Source organism: Pseudomonas hunanensis (assembly GCF_013393325.1).
GTDB lineage: Bacteria > Pseudomonadota > Gammaproteobacteria > Pseudomonadales > Pseudomonadaceae > Aquipseudomonas > Aquipseudomonas putida_P.
This window is the reverse complement of sequence record NZ_QJRC01000101.1, coordinates 49,860-69,471: the sequence shown is the minus strand read 5'-3', so window position 1 is coordinate 69,471 and position 19,612 is coordinate 49,860. Positions and strand designations below refer to the sequence as shown.

The window sequence follows — 19,612 nt, the reverse complement described above, 5'->3', positions numbered from 1 at the left end:
ACCATGAACCGTAAAGGCATCATTCTGGCGGGCGGGTCGGGTACCCGCCTGCACCCTGCGACCCTGGCAATTTCCAAGCAACTGCTGCCGGTGTACGACAAACCGATGATCTACTACCCGCTGACCACGTTGATGCTGGCGGGCATTCAGGACATCCTGATCATCTCCACCCCACAAGACACACCTCGCTTCGAGCAACTGCTGGGCGACGGCCACCAGTGGGGTATCAACATCAGCTACGCCGTGCAAGCCTCGCCAGACGGCCTGGCGCAAGCGTTTCTGATTGGTGAAGACTTCATTGGCAACGATTTGTCGGCGCTGGTGCTGGGCGACAACATCTATTACGGCCATGACTTCCAGCAGTTGCTGCGCAACGCCATGGACCGCGGCGAAGGCGCCAGCGTGTTCGCCTACCACGTGCACGACCCCGAGCGTTACGGTGTGGTCGAGTTCGATGACAAGGGCAAGGCAATCAGCCTGGAAGAAAAGCCCGCCAAGCCGAAGTCCAGCTATGCCGTAACCGGCTTGTACTTCTACGACAAGGACGTGGTCGAAATCGCCAAGGGCATCAAGCCTTCTCCTCGAGGCGAGCTGGAGATTACCGACCTGAACCGGGTGTACCTGGAGCAGAACCGGCTGTCCGTGGAGATCATGGGGCGCGGGTATGCCTGGCTGGATACCGGGACGCATGACTCGCTGCTGGAGGCTAGCGGGTACATCGCCACGATTGAGCGGCGGCAGGGGTTGAAGGTGGCTTGTCCGGAGGAGGTTTCGTACCGGCAGGGGTGGATTGGGGCGGAGCAGCTGTTGAAGCTGGCTGAGCCGTTGGCCAAGAATGGGTATGGGCAGTATTTGAAGCGGTTGGTGGAGGATCGGATTTATTGAGTGGATCTTGAGCACTCATCTTAGAGGGCCTAGTGTCTGAGTGTATTTTTAGTTTGGGTGAAAAATGCATCTTGGGGCTGATAGAATCCCGCCTGGTGCGCGGGATTCTAGGTTAAGTGTTCAGGGGTTTATGTAGTTTAGGCCACTCAGGGCATCGACTCGGCGGACGCGACCGTTATCCAGGTATTTCATGGATGCAACAAACCCTGGTTTGGCTGTTTGAGATGACCAACTATAGCCACCTCTCCATTGGTAGCGCTCACCTGCCAGAAGGGAGTAGTAGTTGGCTTTTTCGCGCTTTAGTAGGCGATGAATGGCTGTTGTGTATTGTTTGGTTGAACCGGGTCCGCCGCCAATGATCATACCGAAGCTTTCATGAATTCTTGTGCCATCGGCGATACCGTAGGTACGATCTATCCAGGCGGCAAGCTGTCCTTTATTACTCGAGCACAATGATGCCCATGCTGTAGGGGAGTCTAGGTAGTTGCCGGAGTTAAGCTTTCCATTGAATTTTGTGGGTGACGTGTTATTTCCGCCTAGATAAAATACGGTTTCATTTACACCCGTTGCAACCATTTGAGGTCCGTAGTCGATAAAGATACTGATGTTCTCGAGTGCTAATACCTCTGCGTGAACATTGGCGCAACCCGGAGCGAAATCAACCTGAATGCTTTGAAGGAGTGCGTACCTATTTTTTGATACGGTATTGCTCGCTTGAAGTCTATTCAAGACTCTGCAAGTGATCCGCTGCGCTTGGCCTTCGGTACCTGGCTTGACGACGATGCCATCCGCTTCTATTTCGAATGAAAGGTTCTCAGCACTTTGTTTGCCATCTACTAAATGATTACCACCTGTGAAAGCCAGGCCCGCTCTGCCGTCTCCGTCCTGTAACGCCTCAAAGACGATGGGTGGTATCCAGTCAGTTGAGTACGTCCCTATTGGGGCGCCATTCAAAGTCGTTTGATAGAAGTTAGGAAGATTATTTGCTCCTGCCTTACCAAAAACAAAGCCCCGACGAACGCCATCCTCAGCCCAGGAAATGTTAACTCGACCTTCTTTATCTACGATGAAGGAGAGCCCTGGCCCGCCGATTTCAATAGAATCATGCTTTCGTGCCGCTGCTTGGGGGGACAAAACCACACATGCCGCCGCTCCCGCGCTTGCCCCTAAAACCGCCAAGAACGATCTTCTCGTTGGAGTACCGTTTTCCATTCGCTCGCCACACTATCGAAAAAAGCCGATGGTGGAGTGACTTGCCGCATTGGTCAAGCTCTGTACGCTACTGCGAACCATGATTGAAACGATGGGCTCAGAGGGGGCTGTGCTAGCTGAGGGAGGAGATCTCGCGAAGTTGAGTACGAGGAAAATACCCATACACAATATTAACTATCAGACGATCGTTAGGTAGAAGGTGGCCTCCACAATGGGGCTGTGTGAATACAGCAGTACCCTCGGCCGTGTTGAATAAGGGTTTATAGACAAATGCTGATCAACAGAATCCCGGATTGCGAGCAGATGCGCTCGGTTCTTCGTGCACCCGCTGTGAGCCCGTTCGGCGCTCTCATTACGCCGCGTTGCGTGCCGGTGGCTTGAAAACCAATTGCAACGTGATGGCTCCCTCTTTCTCCGGTGTATCTTACCTGATCGGAGCTTGGAACAGGTCTGTCGCAGCTGTAGATTTCACTGCAAGCCACCTTTTTGTGAGCTTGGTTCCTGCACGGTTTGGATATATAATTTGTGGCTGTCAAAAAAGAAGATCGGGTTTGCATTGTCTACAATCAGGGTTGATATCCAAGTTATTCGGGGGCTTGCGGTAGCATTCGTAGTTCTTGAGCATCTGGCTGTGCCGGGGAGCGATGCATGTTTCAAAGTCATCTCCTGAGCGGGCAAAGAGGGATATGTATGCTGTGGTCGAAAAGCTCAAGTCTCTCGGTAGACAAATCGTGATCATTGCGCCGCCTCTACCTTTGGATAAAGCAATTTTTTATGTGTATCCAGAATGAAGTTGCTAACTCCGAATGGTAAATGCGGCTGGTAAGTGTTTGCTAGCTAGGCAGGTGCTCGAGAAAAATCATAGGAATGTTATAGATTTAATAAAATATGCAGAACTCTCTCTAGGGGCAAAAGTAATTAACTATCTGATTACTTGTGCGATAAAAGCGTGTAAAACGATAGTGGATGGTATTCCGATCTATCGAGACAACGGTCACCTGAGTACTCTTGGCTCGGTCAAGCTTTACGAGAAGATACCCAATATCCTTGCAGGCCAAAGGGGCAGTATTTAGGCAGCGTGCCTTCGATATGGCAGCAGACAGGTCTGAGCCCGGAAGGCGTTGTATGCTGCTCAGCGATGTTTAGCTTCGACTCGAACAGAAGCTTGATTCTTAAACAGAAATCCGAAGGTTGAATTGCCATAATCATGCCGATTTCTGTAAAATCAATGATCTCGGTTTGTATCTCGGATGCTAGAGAAACAATATTAGAGTTTTTGACTGCTGTAGATGTAATATATGTTCTGCTCATGCTATGCATTCAAAAATGCGCTGAGCGTTGCTTTGTTCAATCAGCCAAGGACGATAAAAGTGCTACTTGGAATTCATTATTTGCGAGGAATAGCAGCGTTAATCGTTGTGCTGTTCCACTTTCGTGGAATACTTAATAATGTTTATTCAGATCCAAACCTTGGAAAAAATCTACTCCAGGCTGGTGCATCGGGGGTAGATATTTTCTTCATGATTAGTGGTTTTATCATTGTTATCGCAACGCAGAATGCGAAATCTAATACACCATCAGCGTTCTTGTTGCGTAGAGTGTTTCGTATCTATCCAGCTTTAGTACTGTGCTGGCTTGTGGGTTGCTTTACGGTCTATTCCAATCAGCCTCTATTTGAGTTACTCAAGTCAGTTATTCCAGTTAATAGGGACTACAATCTACCTCCTCCAACATTTGGCTTCAACTTGATGGGGCCGCCATGGACACTAACTTACGAAATACTGTTCTATCTTGTGTTTTGTCTGGCACTTTCGTTGAGTCATAAGTACAGGGCGTTGATCGCATCGTTAATGATGATTTTGTCTGTGACTATTATTAACTTGGTTTTCAATGGTTCGGTGGAGTTGTCGGCAAATACGCCGCTGATGATTGAGTCGACCTCCCAGTGGGCTGGGGTTCTAAGGATGATTTCGTCGTCATATTTGCTGGAATTTATAGTGGGAATGGGGCTCGCCCACTTTTATCTTGATAAGCGAATAATTATACAAAAACATGCTGGGATGGGCTTTTTTCTTGCCTGTTTGGCTATTTTTCTGGTTATGTTTACGTCGAATTACAATCCCGGTTTCGGTCCACAGGGTTATGGTGTCTGGGCGATCATCCTAGTCTCTGGGGTGATAGTACTCGAAAAGGCAAAGGTAGAGATAGGATATAATTCGATCGCTTCCTACCTTGGAGATATTTCTTACTCGATGTATATTTCGCATTATCTCATTTTGAAGCTTTTGCAAAAACACAGCCCGCTTCTTTGGGGAAGTACATCCGGTTTTTCTAGGTTCCTGTTCGCGGTATTTATTACGATTGCTGTGGCATCCGTCATTCATTATTTCGTCGAAAAGCCATTTATATCGATAGGGAAAAGAGTGCTTGAGCGCGCAAAGCAGCGAGAGTCAGCTCTAGTAAGTGCTGCCTGATTTATCATCTTAGTGACGCCGCACTGCGTGCGGCGTTATAGTCAGACAGTCTCGCTCTCAAGTTGTGGCTGCTTCTGCAGTGTCAACAAGGCTGATAATCATGGGCAACATATTTAGCGCTAGCATGAATTGTTGACGTTGAAGAGTTCGCTCAAACGCACTGATCAGTGCTGATAGTTTTACGTGCTGAAGATCTAGGTCGGCTAGTTTTGGGCGGGCAATGGCCGCTACCTGCAATGCAGCTTCTAATGTCGCCAGTTCCGCCGGACCTGTGCCCCAGCCAAAGCCCACGGGTTCTATGCTCCAGCGCCCCCACTGACTTAGTATCAACTCGTCTTCTTCAGTTACATAGATAGTATCTGAGGTTAGCTCGGGGTTAATGATCTGCGGTGGCAGTGTCTGGATGACTCCGAGGATGTATCCAAAAGCACGGGAGAGTTGGTTTAACTGTTCTTGCTGTTCTGCCGTTGTCGCAGCCAGCCTTAGTCGGTTGATCGCTGAGGTATTTATTCTTTTCCAAATATAGGGTCGCGAACGTTCATAACGAGCTACGAGTTCTCGTGGAGGTTCGACTTCTAACAAGCAAGCCATGGCTTCCTGTGATTTTGCTCTTAACTCACGGAAGGGGATTTTTTTGGGAGAGTTGAATTTGAAGACGTGGCATTGTAAATCATCAACTACGCTTACGCCGAGAATTTCGAAAGCGGGTAGGTTAGTATTACTGCACTCTGTGAGGAGTGTAGCTTCCTGCAGAGCTTGATCTCGGCGGTTAGTATTAAAAATCTTGACAAGAAAAGTATGGCTCGCATCCAAGTCTGGGAGCGTTACCTCAAAGGCAACGATATCTCCAGTGGCTGTCTGATGCCAAGAAGACTCAAGCTCCTTTACTGGGTTTTTCAGTGTCTCGGTCAGGACCTGTCTGAGGAGGAGGGTACGCTGGGGTTCTTCCAAGCAAGCTAAGAAATTTACTTCATGTTTGCTTGTACCTTCCAGTAAAAGATGGCCATGGAAGAACAAGGCATTAATTTGAAGACGTTGTGTGCTAAGCGTGCTCACGTCCAAAGTTAAAGAGGCAGCTCGTTGGGTAATCTGCCGCACTAAAATTAGCGAGATAATTTCAATCATCGCGGTCGGTGCGCTACCAAGCATAAAATCTATTACTATGAATATAAATGCTGATAAAAATGCGATTGCGCTAATGGTGCCGATGAGTTTAGAGTTTAATGTGGTGGCTTTGTTTGATTTGGAGATTGACTTGCTTTCGATCAATGAAATCGCGAAAAACGCAATCAAAAAATAACCCACAAGAACTGATAAAAGTCTTGGGTAGACATAGCCTAGCGCTGTGCATGTGAAAAGTAAAAAAATCGTGCTTGCCAAACTTCGTGCGTAGCGTTGATAGGCTAGCGCAACAATTTCATCTTGATTGATAAATAATGTGATTTTTCTACTTTGTTGAAGGATCTTGCGTCCTCCAAGATCAGCGCAGCGCGAAATTACTTGTTCGCACAACATGTTAAGCAAGTAAAAAAAAGCTGTTGCTAAGGTTAGTGAAATTATTAAATGGTTTTTGTCTACTGCCTGTAATTGGCTGGGGAAATAGCTTGGGATTCCAGTCGAGCCAAAAAGAATTATTACTTTTAAAGGTAGAAAGTAAGCAAGTAATAGCGATGCTTGTGAAGTAAGGGTGGCGATGATGATTGCAGCAGTGAAGCCAGGTACAATTTGGGTTATCTTATTTCCTATTGATCGTAACCAAGTCATGGTCGAATAGAGATTAGCTATGGTCGATTTCATTAGTATGGATAATTCGGAAGGTTTAGGGGTTGCCCATGCGACTGGTCGTCTGCATGGGCATGAAGCCAATTTTAAATTGACTCGATTTTCCAGTGCATAGTTACTTCGCTATTAATGCCGTTGCTCAGCGTGTTGTAATTGGCCCCCATTGCTGGGTAACCTTTCTTGGCATACTGTACCGAATACAGACCAGCTTCTTCTTTTTTCACCGATCTGGTGTAGCCGGCCTTGGCCAAAGTAGCGAATACTTCGCCTTCGATCTTCATGATATCCTGCGCGGTAGTGATGCTGTACCGCTGGAACTTACCAAGCGAGTTTTGAGTAATCTTGGAAGTGATGGTGCTGTCAGGAAAACTGAGAACAGTGCCGTCGGAGACTTTAATGTTCCCTTTGGCCAGCTCCGCTGCAATTTCTTGCTGATTGATACTGGTTGCGCTGTTTGTATTTGCGGTTGGTTTATCTTCCCCGCAGCCAGTCAGTGCCAGTGCAAGCAATGCAAACGTAATGGCTTTCTTCATTTTTCAAACTTCCCTATTGTGAGTAAGTGCTTTTACGATTAAAGGTATGGCGTTTTCTTTGGAAAGCGCAATGTGGCCGCGCTTATTTATGCTTTCGCTATAATTAATAAACTCAATCTTTGGTTTCAGCGGTTCCTTCAAAGCATTGATCTGCTCGCACAGGGGTACAATATGCGAGAGGTAGTGAGAGTCATACAGCGAAGTGATGACTGTTACTTCGGCTGCTTCAGAACTCAGCAAGTAGTGCAACGGTTCAATAGTATTGACCGCAATTTCCTTGGAAAGTATGTGCTCGCTCACATATTTGCTTCCAGGATGCTTAGCCATGTAGATTTGTGGGCATTCTGCAATGGCTTTGGAGCCAGGGAAAAGCGACGAAAAAATAATAGCTGCGTAGCCACCCATAGAGGAACCGTAAAAAAGTACCTCTTCAATACCATGGTGTGTCAGGAAGACTCTAAGCTCAGCCACAACCTCTGGAATCAAAGACCGCCCTTCTGGCGATACATACCAGCTCGCCATAGGAGTTTTATAGGGCTCTAAATGCTGAAATGGATCAGTCAGATAAATGATGTTTGCGACTTTAGCCAGGTCAGCTTGCCAAGAAATCCTTGGGAAATATGGGTAAATACTTTTAGTGTTAGCGGATGGTAAGAACACTATCGCCTGCTTGCTGTTTTTGCAGGGGAAAAATTTATATTCACTTGTAGTAAGCTTGTTCATGTGTCCGCTTCGCTATAATTAGTTCAACGCTTTATCGCCTTCAGGTAGTAATGGTTATCGCTGAAGGCGAACTTAGCTATTCTCAGATTTGTTGTTCGCCTTTTTTCGACCTCTCATTTTCAAAAAAGTTGCTAAACAAATCCAGCCAGTTGTTGATGGTCTTCGCAGAGCTAAACTTTTCAAGAACAAATGGCTTAAAGGTTGAGTCAGGAAGTTGCTTGCGCACAAGTTCTGCTGCTTCTGCTGCATCCTTTACTATGCAATTAGGCGGCCATATTTCATCTGCGCCTTCCCAGTTCCACACAATGGGGGTGGCCCCTGTCAAGATCCCTTCACCAACAGCCATGTGGAACGACTCAGCATCAGATGGTGACAGTATGTAACCAACCATTGACATCCAGTCGTTAACGTCATCGCCAGGCGGGTCGAAAATGACCTTGTGACGAAGCTCGTCTTGGCTATTGATTCTTTCGAAAATTCCTTTGTAGAAGGAAAGCTCTTCTTTACGCTTTAGCAGCCATGGGTAGTCAAGAGGGTGCTTTCCCTTAATCCGCAAGCAATACCTTTTATCAACTTTCAGCAAATTTTCCAACAGGTCGATTGCTCTATCCAGGCGTTTACTCATCGGTGCTACGCCGATCATGCCTAGTGTGAATTGAGCGTCACCGGTTTTCTTTTTGCTTGAGAACTTATTGTCGTCAAGGAGGTTGTAGATAATACTGGTTTTCTCAATGGGGAAGCCATTGAATACTGTCAGGGCTAGCCGGCGGGTGTGCTCGCTGACAAATACTATCTGATCAATGTTTTCCCATTTCGACTCTGCCAAATAGGGCAGCTTAGCTTCCTGGGCATGGAATCTTGCAATCAGTTTTTGGTGAGGAAGTTTATGTTTGGAGAACCATTTCAAGTTACCCAAGCACCACTCGCAGAAAATGACGTCTGCTTGCTCAAGTAAGTGTCGACTAGCCTTTTCATTGTGCACGTCGTGGCCGCGCCACTTATCAACAAGAAACTCAAAATCGCCCGTGTCTTTCAGCATTTTCTGAAGAGATGTGAAAAATTTCAGATCATGACCAGCGACCAACACTTTGATTTTTTGGCTCAGTTGCCGGATGGCAGGTGCTGTTGACGCCGCAGTCTTTGCGGCAGCTTTGGCCGGCAATGAGGCATCCGGTTCGGGTGCAAGTGCAGGCTGCAGTGCAAGCCACTCGCGAACCACTTCAACACGTGCAGAAAAGGTATGAGCAGACGCCAGTTTTTGAAGGCGGCTTGCAGCGAGCTGTGCTTTCTGATCATTTTTTAATGCGATCTTAAGCTGCAATTCGAACTCTGCTTGGGTGTTGGCAAAGAGCGGGTAATCAGAACCCAAAAGTTTCTCATGAAGTGGGTTGCGATTCAGGATTGCCGCACAACCTGCAGCACCATACTCAAGGATTTTAGTTGAATACTCAACGGTATCATCCATGCTTTCACAGCGCCACGATAATCCGACCCGAGCTTTTTGCATCTCTTTAAAAACGTCTTCACGACTCTTCGCACCAAGCCAAGAAAGCGCAGGTGTTTTTTCAAGCGCGTCTTTCATTCGTAGGCTGTAGTCTTTCTGGTTAGCGTCGTTGTGGATTTTGTCCCCAATGACTACAAGACGGCTACCCGCCACTTTACGATGCACCTTTGGCCAGCTTTGTGCCATCTCCAGTGTTTTCCACTGGGTTTTAAATTTGCCAGCATAGATCGCGGCTTTCGGGCGTCGTGAAATTGGTGTTGACCGGGTATCAAAGTCATTGATGACCGGCGTATAAATCGAGATCTTCTCGTTGCTCAAGTCCGGCGAAAGTGCTTTCCAAAGGTCAGCAAAACCTTGAGTTTGGCAGAGTACCCTGCTGCAGCCGGTCGCTATTTTTCTAATTACGTCTCGCTGCTCTTGGTTGTACTCTTCGACACTCTGTGGAATATCGGTAAGGTAAACCCAGGTACGATTGAGCAGATTCGGGTGATCAAGGAGTCGAGTCGCAATCTCAAAGCCACGAATCAAACACACATCGTACTTATTTTCATCGTGCAGCTTAGTGGCGAGCTCCACCATCTGTGCGAAGTCAAGCCGTCGTTTTGGTAGCCCTTTCCAGAAGCGCTTCTCAGTGCCATCTATCACGTTAACGTGCGGGTGATCGTGCAAAGGTTGGAACAACTCCTGCCGATCGGGTTTGCTCTTTGCTATGTAGTCAACAGCCGCTGATTGAGTGCCAGCAAGCGCCAATGTAATCGTCTGTGCCCAGATAGATGACCCGTCAATATAATTCAGGTCGGGCGCAGCGCAGATGAGAACCCGCTTGTTATTGGCCATGTTAAAGTCCTGCCACTTTCTGATTGCACATCGCTTTATAGTACTCTTTGCTGTCGGCGCAATAGAGTTGCGGAGAAGAGATCAGCATATCTGGATTAACGAAGCGCCAGCTTTTCAAAAACTCTTTTGGCTCCCATAGAGCGCCATCCAGTTGGGCGCTCTTGTTGAAGTCGAATTTGTCGCCATTCAGTGCTTTCGCCCAACCTTTCGCTTCTGGCTGATAGGTCATAGCATTTGCCAGGTCACGCAAGTAATAGCGACCGTAGCCTGCAAACGGGTTGAGCCAGCCTATTGCGTCGTACTCAAGTGCTTTCACTTCAAAAGCAGGGCTCGTTAGGTAACCTGCTGGAACCAGCTTGACACTTTTAGGTACCGCTAAACTGATCAAGTCAGATGCACCATAGCATTCAATGATCATCTCGAACTTGCGATAAATCTGTTGGTCGCAAAGTTTGATCAAGCTATGGATGTCAAGTTCGTCATTTGCTTTTGCAACTAGTAGAATGTCAGGGTTGACGCTGCTTACCTCAGGTAGACCAACACAATTGAAGATCTTGTTGATGCGGTGAGCATAAGTATGATTTGTGAAAACCTCTCTGATACCAAGCAGGCTACGGCGGCGCCATTCTTTGTCATCAGTCAGCAGTGTGTGAATTGCTTCCTCAGCTTCTTGTTCGCTGCTTACCATCCACACAGCATCAGACTCAAATAGATCTTCGATACCCTTTGCATATGTGCTGACTACCGGAGTTCCGCAGGCCATAAGCTCGAAAACTCGGCGTGAGAACATAGTCGGTGAGTCAGTTACAGAGTTTACGTTAAGAAACACTCTATAACGGCTGTACTCGGCGCACAGGTCTTTGTACGGAAGGCTACCTTTGATACCCGCGTGATACTCTTCTGGGAATTGGAAGAGACCTGTTCCATGGTTGCGGTCATAGATGTCCAGGCCGTGGCGGTTGCCAGCTTGAAGCAACCAACGCATGGCACGGCCGCGTTTTGCATGACGGTTGCCATACCAGCTGCCAGCAAAACAGGCACGTTGTATACGTCCTTCCAATGGGGCTGGCTTGTGCAGTTTAGGCTGCGCGGCGAAAGGAAGGGCGTGAACGTTAGAGTTTCCTGTTTTTTTGCGATAAGACTCTTTTGTATTTTCGTCAGTGGTAAAGATGTGGTCTGCCAGCCTGGCACTGCACATAAATTTGTCGTGGTGCACCGGGTCTTCTTTGTTCCAGAAGAGCATTGGGATACCCCGTTCCCTTGCATACTGGGACATGAGGGCGACCTCGGGACCTGGCTTGTTAGAGTATTCAGCTACCCTGAATTGCCAACTTCCTTGATTACCTTTCCAAGCACTTTCAATGAAGAAAGCGGCAGGCTTGTATTTCTCTGCAAGCGCATACCAGTTATCCGGCCTTGGCTGAATGAGGTTGACTTCTTGCTCGAAACAGCCAGTGGTGAACTCATCCATTACGCCCATTACATAGGGCTTGCCATTTTCCGGATACTCTGGCCATCCCAGGATGCTGATGGCCTGAACCTCAGGGGAGGGTGGTACGAGTTGTATTAATTCGTCTTTCTGTTTGCGGGAGATGATTTCGACCTGATCAATGTGTACAGCGTCATTCGCTGCAGCATTGAAGGTACAAAAGCCAATTTCTAGATTGGCTCCGCTTTCAGGAACTTTAAATTCATGCAAGGTTACGAGTTTGCCAAGAGTGCAAGGCAAATATTTATACTGTGACTTCAGTTTTTGCGAGCGAGCCATCTTCTCACCGACGTCAGTAAGTTCATTTCCATCGAAGTCAGATAGCTTAACCAGTAATAATGCCTTTCTTTTTAGGTCGGAACTGTTCTCATAAGTTGAGGCTATCCGAATAGAAACAGTATCGCCTGGTTTAACTGCGGCGTTGTTCCACTGCGGGGATGCAGTTAGAGTGATGCGGGTGCTCTTAACCACCTCAACAGTAGGAAGAGGCTCATTTTTTTCGAGTCCGATGCGAACAGCAACTTTCCTGTTCTTAACCAGAGACTCGTAAACGCCCAAGCTTTGCGCCATTTTTTTCAACCATCGACGCCCCCATTTTTTCATGTGCTCATCCCCGTGAAACTACAAAGCTGATAATATTGGTAAATTCGTTCTGACTGGTATTCTTGTCAGTTTCTTACTGGTGGTTCTTAAGCTTATGCTTTGCTGTGTGTTCGTCCATGATTTGTGCTTTCATTTAAGGTGAGTGATTTGAATGACAAGTTGCTGTTCGGCCATCGAGGCTCTATTTTGGCAATGTTTCGAATATGTCTTGGGCCATCTGTTGCTTAATGTATGATCTTGAGTATTCGGCTACAAATTTTTTCCTGCATACATGCTCAAGTGCTAACTGTTCTAGCGCTTCGATTGCACTTTCAATATTGCCTGGCGAGAAGATGGCTATATTATTTATTCTGTGGCTGGCGAAGCGTTGTGCGTAACCTGAAAGCCCCGCCCAGATTGGCTTTCCTGTTGCCGCATATTCAAAAAGTTTAGATGGCAATACCTTTCTGAATGCCTTTAGGTCATTTAGGTGGAGGAATAAAATATCGGCTGCCTCATAGGCTTTGAGCAACTTGTCTCGCTTCATGGGTGGGTTGATCAAGACATTGGAAACGCCATGTAACTGTAATTCGCGGAAGAGACGCTCAGATGCCCCGCCTGCTCCGATCAAGTGAAATTCGACTCTGTTTTCGAGACGCTTAGCCAGCTTAGGGATGATGAGATGCAAACCCTGTCCGATACCAAGGTTGCCTGCATATACGACGCGTAATCGCTTTTTTTCATCATCTTCAGTAATACGAGGTTGAGTTGGCTTCATGCTGAGAAAAAGCTCGTCAACGCCGTTTGTGTACTGCGCAAATACCAAGTCAGGGTAGCGCTTAGAAAAGTAGGGGAGGAAACCGGGTGAAATAAGATTCACGCGGTTTGCCTGGCGGATGGTCCACCGCTCAACGGGAGAAAAAATGGTAGCCGCAAACTTACCAAGCCTATAAGGAAACAGCTCGGGAAGCGTATCAACAAAAATATCGCGGATGTCCAGGTACAAGCGCGCCCGTACTCGCTTGGCAATCAGTGCTCCAAGAGAAGCGGTCATTAATCTAGATGAGGTCGCTATTACTAAATCATAGCGCTCCCCTTTGACCGTTGCATAAACTGCTCTTGCATATGCCATAAAGGCAAGTGCTTGATCAATGATGCCGCTTTTATGGCAAGGCAGACCTATTCTTCGAATGCTGATGGAGCCGGCTTGCTCAAGCTCTGGCGCGTCTTTCACATAATTATGATATCGATTAGGACGTGTCGTGATCACATCAATCTGTGCGTTGTTCCCTAGCTCAAATTGAAGCGACTTCACCAGTGCTTCTGCACGAAATGCTCCTGCGGAGAGGTCAGGCGTGTAATAGAAACTGAGAATCAGGATTCTAGGGCTCATGAGCGGACCCCAACGCTTCTACGAAGTAACTGGTTGTACAGTTCAACCAATTTATTTTCCTGTTCTTCCCAGTTAAGTTCCAATGCCGCACGAACCGAGTTGCCCGCCATGACTTTTCGCATGTCTGGGTTATCAACCAAGGTTTTCACTGCGGTTGCGAGTGCTTGGATATCCTTTCCGTTCAGAAGCAAACCGACCTCATGTTTCTCAACAACCTTTCTAATCTCAGGTAAGTTGGTCGCGACAATGGGAAGGCCGGCTATCAAATACTCAAACAGCTTGTTTGAGTCTGTAGTGAAGTGGTTGAAGCAAGTGTTTTCAATGGGCTGAACACCAATGTCTGCGGAAGCAGTGTATTCAGGCAGCTCAGCCAATTTGACAGTTGGAATGAAATGCACACGATCACTCACACCCAGCGACTGGCTTAGGTTGATCAGCGATTGTGTCAAGCGGCCGCCGCCGACGAAGACGAAGTAGGCGTTAGGAACAAGGGCTGCAGCATGCACAAGCTTGTGTAAGCCGCGGCCTTGCTGTAGGCCACCTTGATAGAGGACGATGGGCCATTGCTTTTCCAGGCCCAATTCATCACGAATTCGGTTAGTGCGGGAACTCGACAGGTAACGTGGTCGGTTCTGAAGAATCGTAGGGCGTGGAACACCATACGCTCTGGCGAAGAACTTGGAGCGAGCTTCAGTGGTTGTGATGACTCCCGCTGCACGGGGCATCAGATGCTTCTCGATAACGCCAACTACCCGCCGGATGCCTTTGTAGCCTTCTCGGCTGGTGCTTATTTCATGGGCGTCATAAACCAGCGCTGAACGGCTTGCAATGGCTGCTAGCCAACCCGTGGGCAGCGTATTCACATCGTGAGCATGTACCGCGTCAGGCCGATACTTAACGACATAGGCGAAGAACTTCAGATGCGCCCAGCCTCGTGCGCAAGCGCGGAGCAACAACATGAGTGCAGAAGTGCGAGATTCTCGTTGCGGACCCGCCTTGGCAGCTGTCTCCAGCGGGCGCTGCTTTCTTGCCGGCCAGATCGAGAGCAGGTCAGGTCTTACGCGCAGTACTTGAATACCGTCAACCAAGGTTTCATATGGCTGGGTAACACCAGGTTTGTGCAGTGCGAACACCCGAACCTGGTAACCTGCTTTTTGAAGGGTCTGAGCCTCTTTGAGCACACGGGCATCATTCAGAAACTCATTCCATACGATCATGGCTATTTTTTTCATGATCGCGACACCTGCATCGATGTGGCAGAAACAATCCGCAATGAGGAACGGGATCTGCCACATTGCGTAAACACAGATGCTTGAACATTTTGACCAGCCACCACGGCTCGCCGGGTTAACCGGTAAAGCGTGAGGGCGGGATCAAAATGTTCCATCGGAGCAAAGACTTCAGTTTTGAGTAACGCCGGCAGCATCGATTACGAATGCAGCGTCACGAACGTTGAAGGTTTCTTTGAACTCACGATGCTTGACCAGCAGAACGTGAATATCTGCACTGTCCTGGGCGTAAACGAAATCAACGTGCTCGTGGCGCGAAAGGCGCTGCGGCAGGGCTTCGATGTTCGGCTCGACCAGTTGCAGTGTGGCTTCCAGCTCGTTGCCCAGGCGCTCGGCAATGCTCAGGGCTGGGCTTTCGCGCAGGTCATCGATGTCGGCCTTGAAGGCCAGGCCGTAGCAGGCGATTTTCACTTGATGGGCCGACTTGCCCGGGTTCTTGATCAGGAAGTTGGCCAGGGCCATCTTGACCTTGTCGATCACCCACTCAGGCTTGCTGTCGTTGACCACGCGGGCGGTGCGGATCAGGCGAGCCTGCTCAGGGGTCTGGCTGACGATGAACCATGGGTCCACGGCGATGCAGTGGCCGCCAACACCTGGGCCAGGCTGCAGAATGTTTACGCGTGGGTGGTGGTTGGCCAGGCGAATCAGCTCCCACACGTCGATGTTCAGCTTGTCGCAGATGATCGACAGTTCGTTGGCGAAGGCAATGTTCACGTCACGGAAGCTGTTTTCGGTCAGCTTGCACATTTCGGCAGTGCGGGCGTTGGTGACGATGCATTCGCCTTCGACGAAGGTGCGGTACAGGCGTACAGCCGCTTCGGAGCATTTCTTGGTCATACCGCCGATGATGCGGTCGTTTTCTACCAACTCGCGCAGCACGTGGCCTGGCAGTACGCGCTCGGGGCAGTGGGCGATGCGCACGTCGGAGTCTTCACCGTGGGTTTGCGGGAAGCTCAAGTCTGGGCGGGCCTGGGCCAGCCAGAAGGCCATCTGTTCGGTGGCGCCGACCGGGGAGGTGGACTCCAGGATCACCAGGTCACCCTTTTTCAGCACAGGCGCGATGGCCTTGCTGGCGGACTCGATGTAGCTCAGGTCCGGCTGGTGATCGTCCATGAACGGGGTCGGTACGGCGATCAGGAAGGCGTCGGCGGCTTCTGGAACAGTGGAGGCGCGCAGGTAACCTTCGGTCACGGCAGCGTGTACCACCATGTCCAGCTCGGGCTCGACGATGTGGATTTCGCCACGGTTGATGGTGTCGACTGCGTGCTGGTTAACATCGATACCGATAACGTGCTTCTTGCGGGCGGCGAAAACGGCGGCGGTTGGCAGGCCGATATAGCCCAGGCCTACGACGGAAATCTTGTTGAAGCTCATGCTGCGTCCTTGGAGTTAGAGAATGCGGAGAGTGCGTCGAGGATTCGCGCGCACGCTTTTCCATCGCCGTAAGGGTTGTGGGCGATGCTCATCTCGCGATAGGTCGCGTCGTCGGTGAGCAGTTTCGCCAGATTTTCGGTAATCGATTCCACGTCGGTCCCCACCAGCTTGACGGTGCCGGCGGCCACGGCTTCTGGGCGCTCGGTGGTGTCACGCATGACCAGTACCGGCTTGCCCAGCGCTGGGGCTTCTTCCTGGATACCGCCGGAGTCGGTGAGGATCAGGTACGAGCGGGTCATCAGATAAACGAACGGCAGATAGTCCAGCGGCTCGATCAGGTGGATGTTGTTGACGTCGGCCAGCAGGCGGTTCACCGGTTCGCGCACGTTCGGGTTGAGGTGCACGGGGTAGACGATGTCCACGTCAGGGAATTGACGCGCGGTTTGCACCAGCGCCTGGCAGATGCGTTCGAAGCCATCACCGAAGTTCTCGCGGCGGTGGCCGGTGACCAGCACCATGCGGCGTTCTGGGTTCAGGAAGCTGAACTGGGCTTCGAACTGGTTTTTCAGTGCTGGGCTTTCCAGCTTGCGAACGACTTCCAGCAGTGCATCGATCACTGTGTTGCCGGTGGTGTAGATGGTCGCGGCATCGGTGCCTTCACGCAGCAGGTTGTCCTGCGAGGTGGAGGTGGGCGCGAAATGCAGCGCGGCCAAGGCACCGGTCAGGCGGCGATTGCCTTCTTCCGGCCATGGCGAATACAGGTTGCCGGTGCGCAGGCCCGCTTCCACGTGGGCGATCGGAATCTGCTGATAGTAAGCGGCCAGGCTGGTGGCCAGGGTTGTAGCGGTGTCGCCGTGCACCAGCACCACATCGGGCTTGAACTCGGCCAGCACAGGTTTCAGACCCTGCAGGATGGCAGTGGTCACGTCGGTCAGGTCCTGGCCGGGCTTCATGATGTTCAAGTCGTAGTCGGGCTTGATCTCGAACAGCTCCAGTACCTGGTCAAGCATCTGGCGGTGTTGGCCGGTGACGCAGACGCGCGACTCGAAACGGTCGTCCTGGGCAAGGTTGAGGGCCAGCGGTGCCATTTTGATGGCTTCTGGGCGGGTGCCAAATACGATGAGGGTCTTGAGGGACACGGCGACGGTCTTCTGTGTGTGAGTAAAGGCGGATGGAACAGGTGCTACGGGCAAGGATCTGGGGTGTTGCTCAGGTCGGCCGGGGGTGGCCTGCTGACGCCGCACGATGGAAATCGGGCAAGGTCAGTGGGGGAGGTGAAAAAAAATTCATTCTGCTCGGATCCTTCAAGCGAAGCGGTTGTCCTAAGTCCGCAAATTTATCATTTCGTCATCATTATGACATCCCATCTGGCACGTATTTTTCCGTGATCCGAGGAATTTTCCTATGGATTATCGATGGATTGGATCCTATTTGCGTATAAGTCATCAATAAAAACGATTGTTTGATGTTATTCAGACATCATGCCAACAAAGTCAATATCACTAACGTATACGACGAACGGGCGGGGGCCTTGTCCGGCAAGGCTTGTAGGAAAAGCAACGGCGTTTGGTCTGAATGAAGCCGAGGTTAAACGGGAATTTACCTGGCGGCGTTTTGCCATTGCCTCTTTTTCATGAAGTTAACTTGAAACATGGCGTAACGCCATCATTTTTGGATGGCCGAAGTTGGTTTTTTCAATGTCTGATCCCGTAACGATTAAACGGGCCTAGTTGTTGTTCGCAAAATGGCAGGGCCGCTAGGGTTAGTTGCGCAGCCGAAGGAAAGCGGCTGCTGAAAATCGACCAACCCAAGGAGTGTTCTTCCATGCGTAACAACGTTCTGTCGTACCTGCTGCTGCCACTGTTCGCCAGCCTGTCGTTCTCCCTTAGCGCAGCCCCGGCCAGCGCCCCGTCGGCGCCCGAAGCGGTACCCGTGGTGGCTCAGGCGCAGGCCCAGCAAGCGCCTCGGCTGGACCTGAACAAGGCCGATGCGCTGACTTTGCAGAAGGAGTTGAACGGGATAGGAAAGGCCAAGGCCGAAGCCATCGTGGCCTACCGCGAGGCCCATGGGCCGTTTGCTTCGGTGGATGAACTGCTGGAGATCAAGGGGATAGGCAATGCCCTGCTGGAGCGGAATCGTGACAAGGTGATGGTGGAGTAAGGGACGGGCAGGCAGCCAGCTGGCTTGGGGCTGCTAATTGCTTTTTTGGGGCTGGTTTGCAGCCCATCGCGGCGCGAGGCCGCGCCCACAAGAGAGATGCAATCGCTTGTGGGTGCGGCTTTGTTTGGAAAAGGGGGGGGCGTTTATAAAAATAAAAAACGAGACAATACAATAGGTTAATTAAGTGTTTTGCCGAGCGTCAAAAAGTTGCCTGAAGCCACGGCGTCTCAAACCCATTGTTTAACCCTTTTAACGGTCCTGCGCGTCCTTGGCATCTGCCTCGGCATTGCGCTCATGCACCTTGCGCAGTTGGTCTTCGGTCAGTGGCAATTTTTTTGCCGTGTCGCGCAGCATCATCAACCCACCGACGATGGAGCCGAGGGCTATGATGAGGATCAGCCAGGCATACCAGGGCATTGTCGTTCTCCTATAGCGGCTAGTGGGCAGCGCTTGTACGAATTTTGAGCATTTGCCCGTTCCATTGGTTCAATTATAGAAGCCAGCCACTGCCGGGCCAATTCCGTGACCCGCGGGCCCCAAAGCTTGCGTCACTTCGTTTACAATGCGCGCCGTTTTCGACTTGCCAAGAGACCCTGCCATGTCCGCCTGCCAGACGCCCCTGATCGTCGCCCTGGATTTCCCTACCCGTGAGGCCGCCCTGAAGCTGGCTGACCAGCTTGACCCTGCGCTGTGCCGGGTAAAGGTTGGCAAGGAGCTGTTTACCAGCAGCGCTTCGGGCATTGTCGAAACCCTGTGCGACAAGGGCTTCGAAGTGTTCCTCGACCTGAAGTTCCACGACATCCCCAACACCACCGCCATGGCGGTAAAGGCCGCCGCCGAGATGGGTGTGTGGATGGTCAACGTGCATTGCTCCGGTGGCCTGCGCATGATGGCTGCCTGCCGCGAAGAGCTGGCCAAGCGCAGCGGCCCGCAGCCGTTGCTGATTGGCGTGACCGTGCTGACCAGCATGGAACGCGAAGACCTGGCTGGCATTGGCCTGGATGTCGATCCGCAGGAGCAGGTGCTGCGCCTGGCGGCACTGGCGCAAAAGGCCGGCATGGACGGTTTGGTGTGCTCGGCGCTTGAGGCCCCCGCGCTGAAGGCGGCGCACCCGTCGCTGCAACTGGTGACCCCGGGCATTCGCCCGGCGGGTAGCGCGCAGGATGACCAGCGCCGTATCCTCACTCCGCGCCAGGCACTGGATGCGGGTTCGGATTACCTGGTGATCGGCCGGCCGATCAGCCAGGCAGCCGACCCAGCGCAAGCGCTGGCGGCAGTGGTGGCTGAGATTCGCGCGTAAGTAGCCTGCGATTGTGGAAGAAGGCCAGCACGAGCGTGCTGGCTTTTTTGTTTCTGCAGGCTGTGTGTGCAGGTA

The 19,612-nt window shown here is 50.5% G+C and carries 17 protein-coding genes; 5 read left to right on the top strand and 12 right to left on the bottom strand.

What is annotated here, in order from left to right; translation table 11 throughout:
- Window positions 1–3 precede the first annotated feature (3 nt).
- Window positions 4–885, top strand: a complete 882-nt coding sequence (rfbA, locus tag DM807_RS25385; RefSeq protein ID WP_179028151.1) for a glucose-1-phosphate thymidylyltransferase RfbA — start codon at window positions 4–6, stop codon at window positions 883–885.
- Window positions 886–1,005: 120 nt separating this feature from the next.
- On the opposite strand, the gene DM807_RS25380 is transcribed toward rfbA, so the two are convergent.
- A complete protein-coding gene (locus tag DM807_RS25380; RefSeq protein ID WP_179028122.1) occupies window positions 1,006–2,097 on the bottom strand; it encodes a hypothetical protein in 1,092 nt (363 codons plus the stop codon).
- A gap of 806 nt (window positions 2,098–2,903) precedes the next feature.
- Between DM807_RS25380 and DM807_RS28220 the strand changes: the two genes are divergently transcribed.
- The gene (locus DM807_RS28220) at window positions 2,904–3,170 is read left to right on the top strand and encodes an SGNH hydrolase domain-containing protein (protein WP_425326934.1); all 267 of its coding nucleotides are present in this window, start codon (window positions 2,904–2,906) and stop codon (window positions 3,168–3,170) included.
- Here DM807_RS28220 and DM807_RS25375 read toward each other — a convergent pair.
- Entirely contained in the window at window positions 3,115–3,408 is a 294-nt protein-coding gene (locus tag DM807_RS25375) for a hypothetical protein (RefSeq protein WP_179028121.1), read from the bottom strand. The two genes, DM807_RS28220 and DM807_RS25375, sit on opposite strands and share 56 nt — an antisense overlap.
- Before the next feature lie 59 nt (window positions 3,409–3,467).
- On the opposite strand from DM807_RS25375, the gene DM807_RS25370 reads away from it, so the two are divergent.
- Window positions 3,468–4,571, top strand: a complete 1,104-nt coding sequence (locus DM807_RS25370) for an acyltransferase family protein (RefSeq protein ID WP_179028120.1) — start codon at window positions 3,468–3,470, stop codon at window positions 4,569–4,571.
- A 57-nt stretch (window positions 4,572–4,628) separates the two neighbouring features.
- Here DM807_RS25370 and DM807_RS25365 read toward each other — a convergent pair whose 3' ends face one another.
- The 9 genes from DM807_RS25365 to wecB all read right to left on the bottom strand — a co-directional run bounded on the left by DM807_RS25365 (window position 4,629) and on the right by wecB (window position 17,216).
- A complete protein-coding gene (locus tag DM807_RS25365; RefSeq protein ID WP_179028119.1) occupies window positions 4,629–6,368 on the bottom strand; it encodes a hypothetical protein in 1,740 nt (579 codons plus the stop codon).
- Window positions 6,369–6,439: 71 nt separating this feature from the next.
- Window positions 6,440–6,886: a hypothetical protein gene (locus tag DM807_RS25360; RefSeq protein WP_179028118.1), complete on the bottom strand. Its 447-nt coding sequence runs from the start codon at window positions 6,884–6,886 to the stop codon at window positions 6,440–6,442.
- A gap of 3 nt (window positions 6,887–6,889) precedes the next feature.
- On the bottom strand, window positions 6,890–7,609 hold the full coding sequence (locus DM807_RS25355; RefSeq protein WP_179028117.1) for an alpha/beta fold hydrolase: 720 nt from the start codon (window positions 7,607–7,609) through the stop codon (window positions 6,890–6,892).
- A gap of 82 nt (window positions 7,610–7,691) precedes the next feature.
- Window positions 7,692–9,950: a glycosyltransferase gene (locus tag DM807_RS25350; protein WP_179028116.1), complete on the bottom strand. Its 2,259-nt coding sequence runs from the start codon at window positions 9,948–9,950 to the stop codon at window positions 7,692–7,694.
- A gap of 1 nt (window position 9,951) precedes the next feature.
- Window positions 9,952–12,042: a CgeB family protein gene (locus tag DM807_RS25345; RefSeq protein ID WP_179028115.1), complete on the bottom strand. Its 2,091-nt coding sequence runs from the start codon at window positions 12,040–12,042 to the stop codon at window positions 9,952–9,954.
- A 181-nt stretch (window positions 12,043–12,223) separates the two neighbouring features.
- A complete protein-coding gene (locus DM807_RS25340; protein WP_179028114.1) occupies window positions 12,224–13,414 on the bottom strand; it encodes a glycosyltransferase family 4 protein in 1,191 nt (396 codons plus the stop codon).
- Window positions 13,411–14,646 carry a glycosyltransferase family 4 protein gene (locus tag DM807_RS25335; RefSeq protein ID WP_179028113.1) on the bottom strand — a complete coding sequence of 412 codons (1,236 nt, stop codon included), beginning with the start codon at window positions 14,644–14,646 and terminating at the stop codon, window positions 13,411–13,413. The genes DM807_RS25340 and DM807_RS25335 overlap by 4 nt, the downstream gene beginning before the upstream one ends.
- A gap of 168 nt (window positions 14,647–14,814) precedes the next feature.
- Window positions 14,815–16,077 (bottom strand): UDP-N-acetyl-D-mannosamine dehydrogenase, encoded by a 1,263-nt coding sequence (wecC, locus tag DM807_RS25330; protein WP_069942123.1) that lies wholly within the window; start codon window positions 16,075–16,077, stop codon window positions 14,815–14,817.
- Complete coding sequence (wecB, locus tag DM807_RS25325; protein ID WP_069942122.1) at window positions 16,074–17,216, bottom strand: non-hydrolyzing UDP-N-acetylglucosamine 2-epimerase; 1,143 nt, start codon at window positions 17,214–17,216, stop codon at window positions 16,074–16,076. Before wecB ends, wecC begins: the two co-directional genes overlap by 4 nt.
- 685 nt (window positions 17,217–17,901) lie before the next feature.
- On the opposite strand from wecB, the gene DM807_RS25320 reads away from it, so the two are divergent.
- The gene (locus tag DM807_RS25320; RefSeq protein ID WP_012271068.1) at window positions 17,902–18,237 is read left to right on the top strand and encodes a ComEA family DNA-binding protein; all 336 of its coding nucleotides are present in this window, start codon (window positions 17,902–17,904) and stop codon (window positions 18,235–18,237) included.
- 249 nt (window positions 18,238–18,486) lie between these two features.
- On the opposite strand, the gene DM807_RS25315 is transcribed toward DM807_RS25320, so the two are convergent.
- Window positions 18,487–18,654, bottom strand: a complete 168-nt coding sequence (locus DM807_RS25315) for a DUF2897 family protein (protein ID WP_012271069.1) — start codon at window positions 18,652–18,654, stop codon at window positions 18,487–18,489.
- A 181-nt stretch (window positions 18,655–18,835) separates the two neighbouring features.
- Between DM807_RS25315 and pyrF the strand changes: the two genes are divergently transcribed.
- Entirely contained in the window at window positions 18,836–19,537 is a 702-nt protein-coding gene (gene pyrF / locus DM807_RS25310) for an orotidine-5'-phosphate decarboxylase (RefSeq protein WP_060492565.1), read from the top strand.
- The last annotated feature ends 75 nt before the right edge of the window (window positions 19,538–19,612 follow it).